Raw genomic sequence first — 15208 nt, 5'->3', positions numbered from 1 at the left:
GCCAGCCTTAATGGCGCCGACGCACAGGGGGAGAGAGAGACCATGACCGTCCACATTGGCGCCAAACCGGGCGAGCTCGCCGAAACCGTGCTGATGCCCGGCGACCCCTACCGCGCCCGCTGGGCCGCGCAGACCTTCCTGCAGGACGCCGTCCTGGTGACCGAGGTGCGCGGGATGCTGGGCTATACCGGCACCTGGAACGGCCATCGCGTCACCATCCAGGGCTCGGGCATGGGGATGCCGTCGCTCTCGATCTATGCCAACGAGCTGATCCGCGACTATGGCGCCCGGACCCTGATCCGCGTCGGGTCGGCCGGCGCCCTGCCGACCCATGTCAAGGTGCGCGACGTGATCCTGGCGCAGACCTGCTCTACCCTCGGCTCGCCCTCGCGGTCGATCTTCAAGGAGTTGAACTTCGCCCCCTGCGCCGACTTCGGCCTGCTGTCCAAGGCCCATGCCGCTGCCACCGCCAAAGGCACCCCGGTCCACGTCGGCGGCATCTATTCGTCAGACACCTTCTATGACGAACGCCCGGACCTCTCGGAACAACTCCTCCGCCATGGCTGCCTTGGGGTCGAGATGGAAGCGGCCGAGCTTTACATGGTCGCCGCCCGCCACGGCGCGCGGGCGCTGGCGGTCCTGACCGTCTCGGACCACATCACCACGGGCGAGGCGCTGCCCTCGGACCAGCGCGAACGCAGCTTCGGCGCGATGATCGAGATCGCACTTCAGGCCGCCTTCACCTGATCACCCTTCCGTGACGCGGCTGGCGTCCCTACGCGGGCGGGCTTAGGTCCCCCGTGACCAGAACCGATTGGACCAAAGATGAAAGCCGCCCGCATCCACGCCTATGGCGACGCCACTGAAATCCGCATCGAGGACGCGCCCCTGCCCGCCCTGAACGACGACGACGTGCTGATCCGCGTCGTCGCCACCTCGGTCAACCCGGTCGACTGGAAGATCCGCAAGGGCTATCTCCGGTCCTTCATCCCCTACGACATGCCGCTGATCATGGGCTGGGATGTCTCGGGCGTGGTCGAAAAGACCGGCCCCGCCGTGACCAGGTTCAAACCCGGCGACGCGGTCTATTCCCGCCCCGACATCCGCCGCAATGGCGCCTATGCCGAATACATCGCCGTTCGCGAAAGCGAGATCGCCTTCAAACCCGCCACGATCAGCCATGTCGAGGCCGCCAGCCTTCCCCTCGTCTCCATCACCGCGTGGGAGTCGCTCTTCACCACGGCAAACCTGACCGCAGGCCAGCGCGTCCTGATCCACGCCGGCGCCGGGGGCGTCGGATCAATCGCCATCCAGTTGGCCAAGGCCAAAGGCGCCCATGTCTCTGCCACCGCCTCAGCCAGCAAGGCCGGCCTTGTGAAGTCCCTTGGGGCGGATGAGGTGATCGACTACCGCGCCCAGGACTTCTCCACCGTCGCCCGCGACATGGACGTGGTGTTCGACACGGTCGGCGGCGAGGTGCAGGAAAAGTCCTGGTCGGTCCTGAAACCCGGCGGAATGCTGGTGTCCATCACCGACCGCCCGTCCGAGGACCGCGCCAAGGCCGAGGGGAAGCGCGCCGGTTTCGTCTTCATCGACCCCAACGCCGCGATCCTGACGGAACTGGCCGCGATGGTAGACGCCGGCCAGGTCCGCCCATTGATCGGCGCGGAATACGGGTTGGATGCGGCGGCAAAAGCGCAAGAGGCCAGCGAGACCGGCCGCGCCACCGGCAAGATCGTGATCTACGTCGGCCAGCCATAGGCCAGGAATTCCGCCACCCGCGCGGCCGCTGACCCCTTGGGCATCGGCCGCGCCGACCACAGCCGCAGGCCCTGCCCGATCGGCACCCGCTGGGCAAACGGTGCCACCAGCACCCCCCGCGCCAGATGCCCCGCGACCAGCGGCCCGTGGCCCATCAGCACGCCTGCCCCGTTCACCGCCTCTTCCACCGCCAGCGCGTAAAGCGAAAATGCCGGCCCCCGCACTGCCACCTTGGCCCCGACGGCGGCCAGCCAGACCTCCCAGTCCCGATCCCAGGCCGTGTCCGACAGGCAAGGCACCGACCCCAGGTCCTCTACCCGCTCCAATCGCGCCGCAAGGGCCGGGGAACACACGGGAAAAATCTCATCCTCTGCCACCAGCCGCCCACCGCTTTCGGCCGGGAACAGGCTCAGGTCATGCAGGCTGCGCTTCAGGTTCGGCGGGGCCTCCAGCGCGGTGATCGACACCGAAATCTCCGGGGCCGCCGCCCGCAGCGCGGGCAGGCGCGGCGACAGCCACAACTGCGCAATCGCCGGCAGCGTGGCGATATGCACCTCGCGCGGCAGGGCCAGCGCCCTTAAGCGAGCCTCGGCGCCCGCCAGCGCATCGAAGGCCCCCGTCAACTCCTCCACCGCCGCCAGCCCCAGCGCCGTCAGCCGCACCCCCCGCGCCTGCCGCTCGAACAAGGCCGCGCCCAGCCGTTCCTCCAGCGCCTTCACATGCGCCGTCACCGCGCCCGGAGTTACCCCCAACTCCGCCGCAGCCAGCGTGAACGCCCCCGTCCGCGCCGCCGCCTCGAAGGCACGCAGCGCGTTCAGCGGCAACCGGGTCAGGGGCGGTGGGGCGACAGGCATGGCTAAGTTTTCCTGACCCTAGCTTTTCGCAGAACTGATTTGTCCGCAAGTCTGCCGCCAAATATCGTCAGGCAAAAGGAGTCCCCCATGCCTCACCTCGCCCCCCGCCCCTGGGTTCCCGCCGCCTGCGAGACCTACATCCAGCGCCTCGCCACCGACGCCGGGCAGCCCTCCGCCCAGGTCGCCGCCCGCCTTGACGCCCTCATCGCCAAGAACCGCGAAATCCACGACCAGGACTGCTTCAACCTCAACCCCGCGACCAACGTGATGAACCCAAGGGCCGAGGCGACTCTGGCCTCGGGCATCGGGTCTCGCCCTTCGCTTGGCTATCCCGGCGACAAGTACGAGATGGGGCTGGAGGCCATCGAAGAGATCGAGGTCATCGCCGCCGAACTCGCCGCCGAGGTGTTCCACGCGAAATACGCCGAAATCCGCGTCGGCTCGGGTGCTTTGGCCAACCTTTACAGCTTCATGGCGCTGGCGAACCCCGGCGACAGCATCATCGCGCCGCCCGGCACCATCGGCGGCCACGTCACCCACCACAGCGCCGGTTGCGCGGGGCTTTACGGCCTGACCACCCACGCCGCCCCCATCGACGCCGACGGCTATACCCTTGATCTGGCGGCCCTTCACGACCTTGCTCACGCCGTCCGACCGAAGATCATCACCGTCGGCGGCAGTCTGAACCTTTTCCCGCATCCGGTGGCCGAGGTCCGCAAGATTGCCGATCAGGTCGGGGCAAAGGTCCTCTTCGACGCCGCTCACCAATGCGGCATCATTGCGGGCGGCACCTGGGCCAACCCGCTGACCGAGGGCGCGCATCTGATGACGATGTCGACCTACAAATCCCTGGGTGGCCCCGCTGGCGGGCTGATCGTTACCAACGACGCCGCCATCGCCGAACGGCTGGACGCCATCGCCTTCCCCGGCCTGACCGCCAACTTCGACGCCGCGAAATCCGCCGCCTTGGCCTACACCCTCCTCGACTGGCGCGACCATGGGGCGGCTTATGCCAAAGCCATGATCGACCTCGCCCGCGCCCTTGCCGGGGAACTTGGCAAACTCGGCCTTCCCGTCTTTGCCGCCGAGCGTGGCGCCACCACCTCGCACCAGTTCGCCATCGAGGCCGCCGCGTTCGGCGGGGGCCAGGCCGCCTCCAAGACCCTGCGCAAGGCCGGCTTCCTGGCCTGCGGCATCGGCCTGCCCATACCCGAGGTCCAAGGCGACATGAATGGCCTGCGCATCGGCACGCCCGAGCTTGTCCGCCGCGGCGTCACCCCCGCCGACGCCCCCGCACTGGCCGCCCTGATCGCCGAGGGCCTCCGCTCCAACGCCCCCGAAACCGTCGCCCCCCGGACCAAGGCGCTGCGCGCCCGCTTCCAGGGTCTGCACTATGTGACCGCTTGACCATCCCCGCGCCGTCCCGTCTTCTGCCGCCAAACGGCAGGAGACGGCGATGAAACAGCGGCAACTCGGTCGGAACGGCCCCCAAGTCTCGGCCCTCGGGTTCGGCTGCCTGTCCTTCGGCGGGATCTTCGGCCCGACGACCGAAGCGGAAAGCCTTCGCGCGCTGGACGCCGCCTGGGACGCCGGGATCACCTTCCTCGACACCGCCAACGGCTACGGCAAGGGCGTCAGCGAAACCGTGATCGGCACCTGGCTTCGCACCCGTGGCCACCGCCCGCACATCGCCACCAAGGCCGCCTTCACCGATGATCCCGCCCGCCGCATCGACAACCGGCCCGAGCATATGCGGGCCGAGTTGGAAGGCTCGCTGCGGCGGCTGGGGGTGGACCATGTCACCCTCTTCTACGCCCACCGCCACGATCCGCAAATTCCGGCCGAGGATCTGGCCGGCACCATGCAACGCCTGCACGAAGAGGGCAAAATCCTGGGCTATGGCCTGTCCGAGGTCGGTCCCTACACCGTGGAACGCTGCCACGCCGTCCACCCGGTCATGGCGGTACAAAGCGAATATTCACTCTGGACCCGCCAGCCCGAACTGGGCCTGATCCAGCTTTGCGCCCGCCTGGGCGTGGCCTTCGTCCCCTTCTCGCCCCTGGCGCGCGGGGCGTTCGGCACGCCGATGGCCGATCCCGCAACCTTCGCCCCGGGCGAGTTCCGCACCCGCATCCCGCGCTTTTATCCCGAGAACTGGCCCACGAACCGCGCCCGGCTGGCCGCGTTCCACGCCTTTGCCCAAGGGCGCGGCCTCACCCCCGCGGCCCTCGCACTCGCCTGGGTTCTTGACCGCGCGGCGCACCTGATCCCGATCCCCGGCACCCGCACGGCCGACCACCTGCGCGCCTGGATCACCGCGCCCGAGATCGACCTGACGGACGACGACCGCGCCGAGATCGACCGCCTGCTACCGCCCGGCTGGGCCTGGGGCGACCGCTACGACGACCACCAGGCCGCGACGGTTGAACGCTATTCCTGACCGTGGCTCCGGTCATAGGCGTTCGTCCCGGCCGGACGCCAGCCGAAGGGCGGCGCTTTGGGCCGGAACACCTGAACCAGCAGCGGATGGCAGGCCGAGACGTCTGAGGAATGTTCGGCCGAACAATCCCCGCCCGGACAGGCTGAAAGCGCGCCCAAGAGGTCGATCTCGGCCATGAACTCCAGGTAATCCCCGGGCCGGACCGGGCTGGCCTTCATGAAATACTGCCCGGTGTCGCGGGTGAACCCCGTGCACATGAAGACGTTCAGCACGTCATGCACGTGCAACTCGGCCGCGTGCAGCGGCAGGCCGGACTGCGCAGCGACGGCGCGGGTCAGGTTGGAATGGCAGCAATGGTGATACTGGTCGCCCCCTGACAAGAGCGCATGGGTATAGGGATCGCAGCGCGTGCCGATCACGTCGTGGACAGAACCGCCAAAGGCATCGAAACCGTACCAGTCCAGCGTGTCGTCCGTGATCGTCGCCATCGGCCGCAGGTAGGGCAGGCAGGACCACATCCGGTCACCCGTCGACAGATGCGTGCCATGCAAGGCCCGGGTCTTGCCGGAAAAGAACCGCTCGCCCAGGTTGCCGGCCGCAAACAGGTTCAGGTCGCCGACCTGCGGCCCCTCGACGGAACGGATGCGGAAGAACCAGCCGGCCGGAACCTCGAACGTGCGCGCCTCGCGCGGGGGCACCAGCACCTCGGCCTCCAGGCTCCACCCCTCGCGGGCGGCGCGATAGGCGGCCAGGTCGGGGCGCGGCAGCCCCTCGACCGGATAGCAGATCACGGGGGGCACCGCCTTGCGGGTGGCGGCATCGACGGGGGCGGGGTGTTCGGGATGGGCCGGTTTCATGCTCCGCAGGCTTGCTTGAAACCGCCGTCACCGCAATCCCTCGTCGAGCACTTCGTGCACTCCTCGGAGAACGACCCCGCGAGGAGTGCACGAAGTGCTCGACGAGCCGCCCCGGTGGATACCGACGGCCCACGCCGACAGCCGCTGGGAACGACCGGCCCAGGCGGCTCGCCCTTAGCGAACCAGCCGCGCCCTCAGCCGTGCCAGAAGCACATCGACCTGCGCCATGTCGTCCAACTGGCCCGCTTCATAGCCATTTCCGAAGTCCCGATGCACCTTCGCATCGGCGAGGGCTTCGGCAAAATCCTCGCCAATCGCCCCAAGCAGCCTGGCCACCTGCCAGGCATACAGATCCTCGCCAAGCCAGATCCGGTTCTTGGCATGCAGTTGCATCTCAAGCCGGCGCATCAACACGGCAAACTCGGCACCGCTGCGATAATCTGGAAGCGGGGTCGGCTCAGACAACCCGCTCGACCATCATCTTCTTGATCTCGGCAATCGCCTTGGCCGGGTTCAGCCCTTTCGGGCAGGTCTTGGCGCAGTTCATGATCGTGTGGCAGCGGTACAGCTTGAACGGATCCTCAAGCTGGTCCAGCCGCTCGCCCGTCGCCTCGTCCCGGCTGTCGATGATCCAGCGATAGGCATGCAACAGCGCCGCCGGCCCCAGGTAGCGGTCCGAGTTCCACCAGTACGACGGGCAAGAGGTCGAACACGACGCGCACATCACGCATTCGTAAAGCCCGTCCAGCTTCTTGCGGTCGTCGATCGACTGCCGCCATTCCTTGGCCGGGCGGTTGGTCTTGGTCTCCAGCCAAGGCATGATGCTGGCGTGCTGGGCATAGAAATGCGTCAGGTCCGGGATCAGGTCCTTGATCACTTCCATATGCGGCAAGGGATAGATGCGGACATCGCCCTTCACCTCGTCCAGCCCGTAGATGCAGGCCAGCGTGTTGATCCCGTCGATATTCATCGCGCAGGAGCCGCAGATGCCTTCCCGGCACGAACGGCGGAAGGTCAGCGTCGGGTCGATCTCGTTCTTGATCTTGATCAGCGCGTCCAGGACCATCGGGCCGCAGCTGTCCATGTCGACGAAATAGGTGTCGACGCGCGGGTTTTCCCCGTCATCCGGGCTCCAGCGATAGATCTGGAACTTGCGCACGTTCTTGGCGCCCTCCGGCTTCGGCCAGGTCTTGCCGGTACGGATCTTCGAGTTCTTGGGCAGGGTGAGCTGGACCATGGGAAATCAACCTTTCCAGTCGGGTCTTGCGTAAAGCGGACGGCTCGGCGGTTCGCCCGCCTTGGACATCACGCAGGTTTCATAGACGGCCGCAGGGTCGCGGCCCATGATGTAGTCAGAGCTGATGCTCACCTCGATCCCGCCAGAAGCGCGACCGTTCGAGCCGATGCCGACCCCGATCTCGCCCCGGGGTTGCTGCGCCAGCCGGGCGCGGTCAAAGCATTGCCGCTCGGCCTCGGCCAGGGTCATCGGGCCACAGGCCGCCAAAAGCGCCAGGACCGGAATCATTCGAAGGGCTTTTGTCATGCAAGCCTCCTGTTGCGCATGGGCTGGCCGCCAACCGGCCGCTCGGCCTCTGCCGCAAGGAAGGCGTCGAAGGGCAGCGTCTTGCCGCCGCCGGCCCGGCCATGCCCCTTGCGGAAATCCTCCAGCACCACCCGGCCATCGCAGCGCACCCGCGAGGCATAGAAGGGGATCATCCGCACCGGATAGTCCCGCACAGCGAACTGCAGCAACATCTCGGAATGCAGCATCCTGCCATCCGCGCAATAGTCCTGCATGACTTCGGCGCGGCGGCCATAGGCGGCAATCGCCCCTTCGCCCCGGACCAGCGCGACGCGGTCATTCAGACCACCCCACTGCGCCCAGTCCGGCACCAGAACCTGGCTGTCACGGTTTGCCGCCACCTCGGCCAGCCAGGGCGCAGCCGAGGTGTGGTAATACAGGTCCGGCCGCGCGAAAACCACGATATCGGGCCGCTCGGCCTGGGCCAGCGTGGTGGCCCGGCGCAGGGAATGCAGCTGAAGCAGCAGGTTTCCGAACGAACGGAACTTGTTGGTCCAGTAGTCGCCGTTCCGCTTCAGCGCCTCGACCGGATAGGCGTCCAGACCGGGACCCGGCGTCTCACGCTCGACCGCGTCCAGATCCAGCAGGCGATATTCCTCGGGGTCAAGCGGCCCCACCTCGCCCGAGCGCGGGTTGTTGATCTGGGCCTGGTCGTAGAAATGCCCGACCAGCCGGACATGCGGGGTCAACGCCCGCGCCGGATCGATCAGGTTGCGCCGGATCGAGTCGAGCGTGAACCGCAGCGACCGCGTGATCCCGAAGAACACGATGGCAATGCGCAACTGATCCGGGGCCGGGGTCATGGCGCTATCTGACCTGCGGCACGCCAGCCGCGGCAAAGCAGGCCTGTGCCACCGGGCGCAAGGCGATGTCGCGGATCGTGGCCTTGGTGGATGTCCCGGCCTCGACCCCCACGTCGCGCGCCAGAAGCTGCAATTCGTCCGGGCTGGCGGCATCCAAGATGCACCCGGTCGCCAGCCGCGCCGGATCGGCCGGCATGTCGATGTTCACCACCGGAAACACCACCGAGTCGGCCGCGCGACGCACCGCCTTGTCGGCCAGCTCGGCCGGGTCGCACCCGGCCAGCAGGAACAGTACGGGCAGCGCGGCCAGCAGGCGCATCAGAACTTCCTTTCCGCCGGGGCGATCTTCTTCAGCGGGATGCCGCCTTCCGCCTCGGTGGTCAGCGGGTCGGCGTGGACCGGACGATAGTCCAGCACCACCTTCGCGCCGTCGACCCAGGCCAGCGAGTGCTTGCGCCAGGTCGCGTCATCGCGGTTCGGATGATCCTCATGCGCATGGGCGCCGCGGCTTTCGGTGCGGGCATGGGCGCCATAGATCGTCGCCAGCGCGTTTGGCATCAGGTTGGTCAGTTCCAGGGTTTCCATCAGGTCGCTGTTCCAGACCATGCTGCGGTCGGTGACCTTCAGGTCATCCATCTTGGCCGCAATCGCGGTCATCTTCTTTTCGCCCGCAGCCAGGGTTTCCTCGGCCCGGAACACCGCCGCGTCCGACTGCATGGTCTTCTGCATCTCCAGCCGCAACTCGGCCGTGCCGATGTTGCCCTGGGCATGGCGCAGCGCGTCAAAGCGGCCCAGCGCCTTGTCGACCTCGACCTTGTTCACCGCCGGCACGCTGGCGGCGCGGTCCACCACCTGCCCGGCGCGGATCGCCGCGGCCCGGCCAAAGACCACCAGGTCGATCAGGCTGTTCGACCCCAGCCGGTTCGCCCCGTGGACACTGGCGCAGCCCGCCTCGCCCACTGCCATCAGGCCGGGGAAGACCGCGTCCGGGTTGTCCTTGGTCGGGTTCAGCACCTCGCCCCAATAGTTCGTCGGGATGCCGCCCATGTTGTAATGCACCGTCGGCAGGACCGGGATCGGCTCTTTGTGCAGATCGACGCCCGCGAAGATGCGGGCGCTTTCGGTGATCCCCGGCAGGCGCACTTCCAGCGCCTCACGCGGCAGGTGGCTCAGGTTCAGGTGGATGTGGTCGCCCTGCGTCCCCACCCCCCGGCCTTCCCGGATCTCGATCGTCATGCAGCGGCTGACATAGTCGCGCGGCGCCAGGTCCTTGTAGTGCGGCGCATACCGCTCCATGAACCGCTCGCCGTTGGCGTTGGTCAGATAGCCACCCTCGCCCCGCGCGCCTTCGGTGATCAGACAGCCCGAGCCGTAGATCCCCGTCGGATGGAACTGCACGAATTCCATGTCCTGCAACGGCAGCCCGGCCCGCGCCACCATCCCGCCGCCGTCGCCGGTGCAGGTATGGGCGCTGGTCGCGCTGAAATAGGCCCGGCCATAGCCGCCGGTCGCCAGCACAACCATCTTCGCGTTGAAGACATGGATCGTGCCGTCATCCAGCTTCCAGGCAACGACGCCGGTGCAGGCGCCATCGGTGATGATCAGGTCCAGCGCGAAATATTCGATGTAGAACTCGGCGTTGTTCTTCAGGCTTTGCCCATACAGCGTGTGCAGGATCGCGTGCCCCGTCCGGTCGGCCGCCGCACAGGTGCGCTGCACCGGCGGGCCCTCGCCAAACTCGGTCGTGTGGCCACCAAAGGGGCGCTGATAGATCTTCCCCTCTTCCGTGCGGCTGAACGGAACCCCGTAATGCTCCAGCTCGTAGACGGCCTTCGGGGCCTCGCGCGCCAGGTATTCCATCGCGTCGGTGTCGCCCAGCCAGTCGCTGCCCTTCACCGTGTCGTACATGTGCCACTGCCAGCTGTCAGGGCCCATGTTGCCCAGCGACGCCGCAATGCCGCCCTGCGCGGCCACGGTATGGCTGCGCGTCGGGAAGACCTTGGTCACGCAGGCCGTGCGCAGGCCCTGCTCGGCCATACCCAGCGTCGCGCGCAGGCCCGCGCCGCCAGCGCCCACCACGACCACGTCATACTCATGCACTTCATACGGATAGGCAGTCATCGTCATTCCCTTCACAGCGCGATGCGGACCAGGGCAAACAGGCCCGTCGCGGCAATAGCCCAGGACAGCGCCACGACGCCGATGATCAGCATCTTGCGCGTGGTGCCGCGGGCGTAATCCTCGATCATCGTGGTCGCACCCATCGCGAAATGGCGCAGCCCCACGACCAGCAGCAGCGCCGTCACGATCGCCGGGAACGGCCGGGCGAAGGTGGCCAGCACCTCCTCGCGCGTGCCGCCCAGGGCCGAGCCGAAGATGTACAGCCACAGCGGAACGATCAGCGCCAGGCCGACGGACGAGACGGTCATCGCCCAGTGATGCTCGGCCCCGTGATGGGCCGCACCCCGGCCTTCGGCGCGCTTGCGGGCGGTCAGATAGCGCATGTCGACCCTCACTGAACCAGAAGAATGGTGATCACGGTCAGCACGACCGAACCGATGATGCAGGCCCAGCCCAGCTTTTCCGCCGTCGGAATGTCCAGGCCCTTGCCCGCGTCGAAGATCAGGTGCCGGATGCCGGCCAGGTAATGATACCACACCGCCCACAGGGACAGCGTGAACACCAGGTCGCCGAACCAGCTGGTCGCAACCGCGTTCGCCACCGCAAAGTAGTCGTCCGAGGTCGCCGCCGCCAGCAGCCACCAGACCGACAGCAGCGCGCCGACGATCAACCCGTTGCCGGTGATCCGCGTCAGGATCGAGGTCATCGAGGTCAGTTGCGGCCGGTAATAGGGCCCGATCATGAACGGGGAGAGGGGTCGTTCGACCCGCTTCGGTGCAGCCATTGCGGTTCCCTTCGTCGCTGTCCCAGCGCCCGGTTGGCCGGGGTCTGGTGGCTTCGATTATTGCACTCTTCAATAGCGCGGAATTCGGCCGTGTCACGCGCCCGAATGCCGCAAAGGCAGCATGTTTCCGCTATCTGCCAAAGTTTTTCCGGTTTGTGATCACGAATTTTGAACGCGTGATCACAAGTCTCCGGTGCGGGGCCTCAGCGTGACAGCAGCGACGAATCCCAGGTCAGCGCCAGGCCGAAATGGCTGTCCGCATATTCCGAGCCATCGTAGTAACGGAAATCGACCGCTGTCGTCTGACCCAGGGCATAGGTCACGCCCAGGTCCCATTCGGTCTCGCTGCCGGTGGCCTCGGTGCCGTAGATGCCGAACTCGCCCGACAACTCCAGCGCGTCGCTCGCCGCCCAGGCCGCGCCCAGATAGGCACTGTTCAGATTGGACTGCGGATCATGCGCCAGGTCCAGAGAGCCTTCGACCGGCCCGACCGGCATCGCCAGCCCCAGAGTGTATTCCCCGCAGCACTCGCCCCCGTCGCTGGGATAGTAATACCGGGTATAGCCGATGTCATAGCTCAGCCCGCTGGCGATCTCGTTGCGATAGCCGACATACAGGTTGGTCTCGTCCAGCAGGTCGTCGCTGGCCACCTGGCCCCAGACCCCGGCATAGAACCCGGCGAGTTCCCCCTCGATGTAACCCGAGAGATAGGCGTTCGAGCTGCCGCCTTCTTCCTTGTACTTGTATTCCAGCTTGGCCCCGCCCAGAAGCTCGAACCCCTGGGCCCCGGCCATTCCCGCCGTCAAAGCCAGAACCGCCATGCCTGTGATGATGCGCATACTGCTGCCTCCATTTTTGTTATTGGCAGCGATTCTGACACAACAGGCGCGTGGGCTGAACCCCCCGCACGCTAGATATTGCGGAATTCTCGCAGCATCTTACCGCGGCACAAGCGCCCAGTAGTCCAGGTCCAGCAGCACCTCGGGCAGATACTTGCCATCCGCCCCCCGCAACTCTCCGGCCTTGCCCCGCGTCGCCACCAGCCGCAACCGCAGGGCGCCCACCGACGGGACCGCAGTCTCGGCCCGGTCCAGCACCTCGGACCAGGCCCGCACCGTATCGCCGGCGAAACAGGGGTTCGCATGCGCGCCCGCGTTCAGCGCCACGATCATCTGCGCATTGGCCAGCCCGTTAAACGACAGCGTCCGCGCCAGGCTGATCACATGCCCGCCATAGATCAGCCGCTTGCCATCCTCACGCTGGGTGACGTCGAAATGCACCTTGGCCGTGTTCTGCCACAGCCGTGTCGCCAGCATGTGCTCCGCCTCCTCGACCGTCACCGCGTCGACATGGTCGATCACTTCGCCCACCGCATAATCGCCCCAGCGATGCGGCTCGCCGGCCAAGCCAAAGTCATAGCCCGAAAAGTCCAGCCCCTCCGGCACCACCAGCGCGCCCGGGGCCACCACCGCCGCCAGATCGGGCACCACCACCGGCACCACCACCTCACGCCGGCGTTTGCGCACCATCACCCAGCGGACATACTCCAGCACCACGTCCCCGTGCTGGTTCAGCCCCCGCGTCCGCACCCAGACCACCCCCGTCGCGCCGCTGGAGGTTTCCTTCAACCCGATCACCTCGGACTCCGACCGCAAGGTATCGCCCGGCCAGACCGGCTTCAGCCAGCGCCCCTCGGCATAGCCCAGATTCGCCACCGCGTTCAGGCTGATGTCGGGCACCGTCTTGCCAAAGACCGTATGGAACGCCACCAGATCGTCCAGCGGCGACGCCGCCAGCCCCACCGACCGCGCGAACACGTCCGAGGAATACAGGGCCCCCCGCGCCGGATACAGCGCATGGTACAGCGCCCGCTCGCCCTGCCCCACCGTGCGCGGCACCGCATGCGCGATCACCTCGCCCACAGAGTAATCCTCGAAGAAGCGCCCCGGATTGGTCTTCATAGCTCCCCCAACTTGACGTCCGGGTGGTAGTCGCCCGCCACCTCCTTCACCACCGCCTGCCCGCAGCGCATCACACCATTGGCCTGATCAAACGCATAGGTCGGAGAGCCATGCAGCTCCCACCCCTTGTTCAGGGCTGCCGTCACCTTGTGACAGAAGGCCGAAGTGTCGTCCGCGCTCAAGAACCGATAAAGCTTCATCTTCCCTCAAGTCCCCGACAATTCTACCAAACTGCTCTTTCATACTGGCGCAAATATCCCGGGGGTCCGGGGGCTGGCCCCCGGTCCGACCTCAGCCCCAGGGCTGCACCCCCAGCCAGTTGTGCACCAGCATGATGCCGACCAGCACCACCACGGCCCCGACCACGGCCCCGATCTCCTTGCCCATCGGCGCAGGGGCCGGAGGGGCCGGGCGCGGCTCGGCCCGGTTGATCAGGATCACCTCGACCACCGCCCAGGCCAGGATGCCGCCGAACAGCACGAGGCTGGCCAGATCGCCATTCACCAGCAGATGCGCGATGGCCCAGGTCTTGACTGCCGTCAGCTGCGGATGCCGGATCGCGCGGGTGATCCGCGTCTTCATCCCGCTTGCCGCGTAAAGATAGACCGCGAACAGCATCAGAAGGTTGTTCACATGGGTCAGGACGGCCGGCGGATACCACAGGTCCACATGCTCGGCCCCCTCGATCCCCAGCCAGTCGCTGCCGCGATAGCCCCAGACCATCAGCACGATGCCGGCGATGATCAAGACCGCCATCACCCCCTTGCCCGGCTCGCCCAGCCGGCCCCGCGGCCCCGGCGCCAGCCGCTTGAACAGATGCGCGCCCCACCACAATGCCAGTCCCAGAATGATCAGGGTCATCGATAGCCTCCTGCCAGTTTACCGGAGCGCACCCTGACCTTATTCCGCCAAAGCCGCAATCGCCTCGGCCCTTTCGATCAATGCCTTCGCGGTCGCCACATGCAGGTTCTCGACGATCTTGCCGTCGACCACCGCCACGCCCTCGCCCCGTGCCAGCGCCTCGGCATGGGCCGCGATCTGCCGGCGGGCCAGCGCCACCTCGTCCTCCGACGGAGCAAAGACCGCGTTGGCGATCTTCAACTGCGCCGGGTGGATCAGCGTCTTGCCGTCAAAGCCCATGTCGCGGCCCTGCTCACACTCGGCCTGCAACCCGGCCTCGTCCTTGAACGCATTGAACACGCCGTCGACGATGATCTTCCCCTCGGCCCGCGCCGCCAGCACGCACAGCCCCAGCGCCGCCCGCAGTGGCAGCCGGTCTGCCCGGAACCGCGCGCCCAGTTCGCGCGCAAGGTCGTTCGTGCCCATCACCAGCCCCTCCAGCCGGGGATGCGCCGCGATCGGGCCGGGGGTCAGACAGCCCTGTGCCGTCTCCAGCATCGCCCACAGGGGCTTGGCCACCCGCCCCGCCACCGCGTCCAGGTCCTCGGGCCCGTTCACCTTGGGCACCAGGATCGCATCGACGCCGCGATGCGCGGCAAAGGCCAGCATGTCAGCCGCGCCCCAGGGCGTCTCCAGCCCGTTGACCCGCACGATCCGCAGCCGGTTGCCAAAGCCGCCCCGCTCCAGATCCGCGGACAAAAGCGTGCGGGCGCGCGCCTTCTCCTCGGGTGCCACGGCATCCTCAAGGTCGAAGATGATCGCATCCGCCGGCAACTCGCGCGCCTTCTCCAAGGCACGTTCCTTAGAGCCGGGGATATAAAGGACAGACCGACAGGGACGGGACACGACTCACCTCTGCGCAACATTCTTGCGCTTGAAAGCACGGATTGGACAGAAACGGCAAGGCCGATTTCGCCGCATTGCAGCAAATTCCTTCGCAACTCCGGCAGAAGTGCCAAACTACTGGACGCGAAGATCCCGACCTGTCCGAGGTCGAACAGGCGAAGCCATCTGGGAAAGCCGCATCAGCCTTGGCTGGCGCGCCTGTCGCAGTGCGGCCAAGGCGGCCTGGATGGCCCGAAACGGCCAGCGGACCCGGCCCCGGAGTCTCGGCCATGTCCAAACCGCGTTCATCAAAGGCGCCC

General features: G+C 67.0%; 19 protein-coding genes. 4 read left to right on the top strand and 15 right to left on the bottom strand.

Translation table 11 applies throughout. The annotated features are described in order from the left end of the window. The first annotated feature begins 42 nt into the window (after positions 1 to 42). A complete protein-coding gene (deoD, locus tag CXR42_RS16945) occupies positions 43 to 747 on the top strand; it encodes a purine-nucleoside phosphorylase (protein WP_103258777.1) in 705 nt (234 codons plus the stop codon). Between the two features lie 78 nt (positions 748 to 825). Beyond that, positions 826 to 1761, top strand: coding sequence for an NADP-dependent oxidoreductase (locus CXR42_RS16940; protein ID WP_103258776.1), 936 nt, complete (start codon positions 826 to 828; stop codon positions 1759 to 1761). On the opposite strand, the gene CXR42_RS16935 is transcribed toward CXR42_RS16940, so the two are convergent. Further along, on the bottom strand, positions 1743 to 2615 hold the full coding sequence (locus tag CXR42_RS16935) for a LysR family transcriptional regulator (protein WP_103258775.1): 873 nt from the start codon (positions 2613 to 2615) through the stop codon (positions 1743 to 1745). The two genes, CXR42_RS16940 and CXR42_RS16935, sit on opposite strands and share 19 nt — an antisense overlap. 87 nt (positions 2616 to 2702) lie before the next feature. Between CXR42_RS16935 and CXR42_RS16930 the strand changes: the two genes are divergently transcribed. Continuing rightward, positions 2703 to 4022 carry a serine hydroxymethyltransferase gene (locus tag CXR42_RS16930; protein WP_103258774.1) on the top strand — a complete coding sequence of 440 codons (1320 nt, stop codon included), beginning with the start codon at positions 2703 to 2705 and terminating at the stop codon, positions 4020 to 4022. 49 nt (positions 4023 to 4071) lie between these two features. Next, positions 4072 to 5055, top strand: a complete 984-nt coding sequence (locus tag CXR42_RS16925; RefSeq protein ID WP_103258773.1) for an aldo/keto reductase — start codon at positions 4072 to 4074, stop codon at positions 5053 to 5055. Here CXR42_RS16925 and CXR42_RS16920 read toward each other — a convergent pair. The 14 genes from CXR42_RS16920 to CXR42_RS16855 form a co-directional block, all read right to left on the bottom strand. Next, positions 5046 to 5912 carry an urea carboxylase-associated family protein gene (locus CXR42_RS16920; protein WP_103258772.1) on the bottom strand — a complete coding sequence of 289 codons (867 nt, stop codon included), beginning with the start codon at positions 5910 to 5912 and terminating at the stop codon, positions 5046 to 5048. The two genes, CXR42_RS16925 and CXR42_RS16920, sit on opposite strands and share 10 nt — an antisense overlap. A gap of 174 nt (positions 5913 to 6086) precedes the next feature. Further along, positions 6087 to 6377: a hypothetical protein gene (locus tag CXR42_RS16915; RefSeq protein WP_180996095.1), complete on the bottom strand. Its 291-nt coding sequence runs from the start codon at positions 6375 to 6377 to the stop codon at positions 6087 to 6089. Next, complete coding sequence (locus tag CXR42_RS16910; protein WP_103258770.1) at positions 6370 to 7149, bottom strand: succinate dehydrogenase iron-sulfur subunit; 780 nt, start codon at positions 7147 to 7149, stop codon at positions 6370 to 6372. Before CXR42_RS16910 ends, CXR42_RS16915 begins: the two co-directional genes overlap by 8 nt. 6 nt (positions 7150 to 7155) lie before the next feature. Then, complete coding sequence (locus CXR42_RS16905; protein WP_103258769.1) at positions 7156 to 7455, bottom strand: hypothetical protein; 300 nt, start codon at positions 7453 to 7455, stop codon at positions 7156 to 7158. Beyond that, on the bottom strand, positions 7452 to 8297 hold the full coding sequence (locus tag CXR42_RS16900) for a hypothetical protein (RefSeq protein WP_103258768.1): 846 nt from the start codon (positions 8295 to 8297) through the stop codon (positions 7452 to 7454). The genes CXR42_RS16905 and CXR42_RS16900 overlap by 4 nt, the downstream gene beginning before the upstream one ends. 4 nt (positions 8298 to 8301) lie before the next feature. Beyond that, on the bottom strand, positions 8302 to 8616 hold the full coding sequence (locus CXR42_RS16895) for a hypothetical protein (RefSeq protein WP_245875477.1): 315 nt from the start codon (positions 8614 to 8616) through the stop codon (positions 8302 to 8304). Continuing rightward, entirely contained in the window at positions 8616 to 10418 is a 1803-nt protein-coding gene (gene sdhA, locus CXR42_RS16890; RefSeq protein ID WP_103258917.1) for a succinate dehydrogenase flavoprotein subunit, read from the bottom strand. Before sdhA ends, CXR42_RS16895 begins: the two co-directional genes overlap by 1 nt. Positions 10419 to 10429: 11 nt before the next feature. Further along, positions 10430 to 10801 carry a succinate dehydrogenase, hydrophobic membrane anchor protein gene (locus CXR42_RS16885; protein ID WP_103258767.1) on the bottom strand — a complete coding sequence of 124 codons (372 nt, stop codon included), beginning with the start codon at positions 10799 to 10801 and terminating at the stop codon, positions 10430 to 10432. Between the two features lie 8 nt (positions 10802 to 10809). Next, complete coding sequence (sdhC, locus tag CXR42_RS16880) at positions 10810 to 11202, bottom strand: succinate dehydrogenase, cytochrome b556 subunit (RefSeq protein WP_103258766.1); 393 nt, start codon at positions 11200 to 11202, stop codon at positions 10810 to 10812. 203 nt (positions 11203 to 11405) lie between these two features. Then, positions 11406 to 12041: a TorF family putative porin gene (locus tag CXR42_RS16875; protein ID WP_103258765.1), complete on the bottom strand. Its 636-nt coding sequence runs from the start codon at positions 12039 to 12041 to the stop codon at positions 11406 to 11408. 99 nt (positions 12042 to 12140) lie between these two features. After that, the gene (locus CXR42_RS16870; RefSeq protein ID WP_103258764.1) at positions 12141 to 13163 is read right to left on the bottom strand and encodes a MaoC family dehydratase; all 1023 of its coding nucleotides are present in this window, start codon (positions 13161 to 13163) and stop codon (positions 12141 to 12143) included. Next, the gene (locus CXR42_RS16865; protein ID WP_103258763.1) at positions 13160 to 13363 is read right to left on the bottom strand and encodes a DUF1737 domain-containing protein; all 204 of its coding nucleotides are present in this window, start codon (positions 13361 to 13363) and stop codon (positions 13160 to 13162) included. The genes CXR42_RS16870 and CXR42_RS16865 overlap by 4 nt, the downstream gene beginning before the upstream one ends. Before the next feature lie 91 nt (positions 13364 to 13454). Continuing rightward, on the bottom strand, positions 13455 to 14024 hold the full coding sequence (locus CXR42_RS16860; protein ID WP_103258762.1) for an NnrU family protein: 570 nt from the start codon (positions 14022 to 14024) through the stop codon (positions 13455 to 13457). Between the two features lie 39 nt (positions 14025 to 14063). Further along, positions 14064 to 14909, bottom strand: coding sequence for an HpcH/HpaI aldolase/citrate lyase family protein (locus CXR42_RS16855; RefSeq protein WP_103258761.1), 846 nt, complete (start codon positions 14907 to 14909; stop codon positions 14064 to 14066). Positions 14910 to 15208 lie beyond the last annotated feature (299 nt).

The organism is Tabrizicola aquatica, assembly GCF_002900975.1.
GTDB classification, from domain to species: domain Bacteria; phylum Pseudomonadota; class Alphaproteobacteria; order Rhodobacterales; family Rhodobacteraceae; genus Tabrizicola; species Tabrizicola aquatica.
Note: the sequence above shows the minus strand (reverse complement) of the source record. Positions and strands in the feature narration are given on the sequence as shown.

Bases quoted from the DNA above. Each gene is read 5' to 3' on its own strand.
- CXR42_RS16935 (WP_103258775.1), bottom strand. From the start codon at position 2,615: ATGCCTGTCGCCCCACCGCCCCTGACCCGGTTGCCGCTGAACGCGCTG.
- CXR42_RS16870 (WP_103258764.1), bottom strand. From the start codon at position 13,163: ATGAAGACCAATCCGGGGCGCTTCTTCGAGGATTACTCTGTGGGCGAG.
- CXR42_RS16900 (WP_103258768.1), bottom strand. From the start codon at position 8,297: ATGACCCCGGCCCCGGATCAGTTGCGCATTGCCATCGTGTTCTTCGGG.
- CXR42_RS16925 (WP_103258773.1), top strand. From the start codon at position 4,072: ATGAAACAGCGGCAACTCGGTCGGAACGGCCCCCAAGTCTCGGCCCTC.
- CXR42_RS16865 (WP_103258763.1), bottom strand. From the start codon at position 13,363: ATGAAGCTTTATCGGTTCTTGAGCGCGGACGACACTTCGGCCTTCTGT.
- CXR42_RS16895 (WP_245875477.1), bottom strand. From the start codon at position 8,616: ATGCGCCTGCTGGCCGCGCTGCCCGTACTGTTCCTGCTGGCCGGGTGC.
- sdhA (WP_103258917.1), bottom strand. From the start codon at position 10,418: ATGACTGCCTATCCGTATGAAGTGCATGAGTATGACGTGGTCGTGGTG.
- CXR42_RS16920 (WP_103258772.1), bottom strand. From the start codon at position 5,912: ATGAAACCGGCCCATCCCGAACACCCCGCCCCCGTCGATGCCGCCACC.
- deoD (WP_103258777.1), top strand. From the start codon at position 43: ATGACCGTCCACATTGGCGCCAAACCGGGCGAGCTCGCCGAAACCGTG.
- sdhC (WP_103258766.1), bottom strand. From the start codon at position 11,202: ATGGCTGCACCGAAGCGGGTCGAACGACCCCTCTCCCCGTTCATGATC.
- CXR42_RS16905 (WP_103258769.1), bottom strand. From the start codon at position 7,455: ATGACAAAAGCCCTTCGAATGATTCCGGTCCTGGCGCTTTTGGCGGCC.
- CXR42_RS16930 (WP_103258774.1), top strand. From the start codon at position 2,703: ATGCCTCACCTCGCCCCCCGCCCCTGGGTTCCCGCCGCCTGCGAGACC.
- CXR42_RS16910 (WP_103258770.1), bottom strand. From the start codon at position 7,149: ATGGTCCAGCTCACCCTGCCCAAGAACTCGAAGATCCGTACCGGCAAG.
- CXR42_RS16940 (WP_103258776.1), top strand. From the start codon at position 826: ATGAAAGCCGCCCGCATCCACGCCTATGGCGACGCCACTGAAATCCGC.
- CXR42_RS16860 (WP_103258762.1), bottom strand. From the start codon at position 14,024: ATGACCCTGATCATTCTGGGACTGGCATTGTGGTGGGGCGCGCATCTG.
- CXR42_RS16885 (WP_103258767.1), bottom strand. From the start codon at position 10,801: ATGCGCTATCTGACCGCCCGCAAGCGCGCCGAAGGCCGGGGTGCGGCC.
- CXR42_RS16875 (WP_103258765.1), bottom strand. From the start codon at position 12,041: ATGCGCATCATCACAGGCATGGCGGTTCTGGCTTTGACGGCGGGAATG.